Below are 1,837 nucleotides of genomic sequence, written 5' to 3'. Positions count from 1 at the left end.
CAGCCCTCAATTACCGCCGGCCCAACGATGTCCACTACAGTTACCAACAGCCAGCCATGGCAGCGTAGAGAAAACCACCAAATCCGCTGTCCGAAATCACCGCAGCAGCTCAGCCTTCACAAGTCGGCGGGCGCGGATCGGCCATGTGGGCGCGACGCGGCGGCTGACTTCCTCATAGCCAGCGATCGCAAAGCCCGCCGCCATTGCCATCGCCTCATACTCCTCGCGCGTGCCCATCGAGGGCAGACGCCCTTCGCGGCAGATCGGCTCGAGCAGGTGGCGAACCTTCCAATCGCCAGCATCAGTCTTGGCGAGCCAAGCGCAGACGACAAAGCGGCCACCGCGCGACAGCACGCGATGCGCCTCGGCGAAGAACCTGGGCTTGTCGACCATATGTTCGCTCGACTCGATCGCCCATGCGGCATTGGCCGAAGCATCGGTTAGCCCGTTGACGAGCCAGTCCCTGAGGTGGATGTCTACGTCGGGTACGGGATGCGCGGCGGCGTAGTGGGCCTGCTCAGCGGAAAGCGTGAAGCCGGTAACGCGGACCCGGTGTGTCACCGCGAGCAGCCTTGCGGTGGAGCCATAGCCGCAGCCGATGTCGACGCCCGTCTCGCCGGGCATCAGGCGCAGCCGATCGCTGACCGTGTCGGTAAGCGGAAGGTTCAGCCAAGGACTCCATAGCGTCTCGGCAGTGGAACTGGGCATCGCTGTAAGGAACCGCGCTATCGCGCCACGGTAAACCAGCAATCGCCGGACTTGAGCACGGTTGGTCCCTCGTCCTCAGGGTGATGAAGCCTGCTAGCCTCTCTTCATGGGCCAGACGTCAGCACGAGGGTCCCACACCGAAGGAGGGGAACGCGTACTGATCCTGTCCGCAGGGGTGGGAGCGGGTCACAACAGCGCCGCGGCGGCGATGCAGCAGGAGTGCGCCGGGCGCGCCGACATCGCCGAGGTACAGGTTTTGGACGTGCTGCAGGTGAGTAGCGTGCTCTACCGCGCACTGCTGGGGAAAGGCTACTTCGTGCTGGTCGAGGGCCTGCCCTGGCTGGTTGACTGGGGTTATGACATGAGCGACCCGCCGTTCCGGCGCCGCGGCCCAATCGACCCTTGGACACGGGCGAACGCTGTTCCGGTCATCGGTGCGATCAAGCAATTCCGACCGACCGCGATTGTATGCACGCATTTCCTGCCAGCCCAGCTCTTGACGTCGCTGATCCTTCGCGGCGTGACTGACGCGAGGACCGCTGTCGTGACCACGGACTACGACTTCCAGGGCCTGTGGCTTCCGGGCGCGTTCCACTCGCTGTTTGTGGCCAGGGAGGAGGCGCGCGTGGAGCTGATGGCGCTCGGCGTTCCTCCCGACCGCGTCACGGCCACGGGTATCCCGATCGCCAAACACCTCGATGTCACGCCAGCGCGCAATACCAACGAGCCCCCGATGCTGCTGATCTCGGCGGGCGCGTCCGGCGGCGACTATGCGGTCTCGGTGGTGCGGCAGACGATGCATATGCGCTCGTCCTTCACGGCCACGATCGTCTGCGGACGCAACGATGAGCTGCGACAGCGTATTGAGCAGCTGGTGGCGCCCGCTGGCGACCGCTACCGCGTGCTCGGCTTCACTGAGGAGATGCCGCAGCTGCTGAGCCGAGCCGACCTGTTCGTGGGCAAGCCGGGTGGACTGTCATCATCGGAGTGCATGGCTGCAGGGCTGCCCATGGTGCTGGTGAACCCCATCCCGGGACAGGAAGTTCGCAACGGCGACTACCTCTTGGAACAGGGGGCAGCCGTCCGCTGCAACACCGCTGCGACGATCGGCTGGAAGATCGACGAGGTG

Annotated in this window: 2 protein-coding genes; one reads left to right on the top strand and one right to left on the bottom strand. The window is 65.1% G+C overall.

What is annotated here, in order from left to right:
* Window positions 1–96 precede the first annotated feature (96 nt).
* The gene (locus Y703_RS18935) at window positions 97–708 is read right to left on the bottom strand and encodes an SAM-dependent methyltransferase (protein WP_081743465.1); all 612 of its coding nucleotides are present in this window, start codon (window positions 706–708) and stop codon (window positions 97–99) included.
* Window positions 709–814: 106 nt separating this feature from the next.
* Between Y703_RS18935 and Y703_RS18930 the strand changes: the two genes are divergently transcribed.
* Window positions 815–1,837, top strand: a 1,023-nt coding sequence (locus tag Y703_RS18930; protein ID WP_035764377.1) for an MGDG synthase family glycosyltransferase, incomplete at its 3' end; no start/stop codon positions are given.

The sequence above is a fragment of the Arthrobacter sp. H20 genome (assembly GCF_000520515.1).
Classification (GTDB): Bacteria; Actinomycetota; Actinomycetes; order Actinomycetales; family Micrococcaceae; genus Arthrobacter_D.
Note: the sequence above shows the minus strand (reverse complement) of the source record. Positions and strands in the feature narration are given on the sequence as shown.

Bases quoted from the DNA above. Each gene is read 5' to 3' on its own strand.
- Y703_RS18935 (WP_081743465.1), bottom strand. From the start codon at position 708: ATGCCCAGTTCCACTGCCGAGACGCTATGGAGTCCTTGGCTGAACCTT.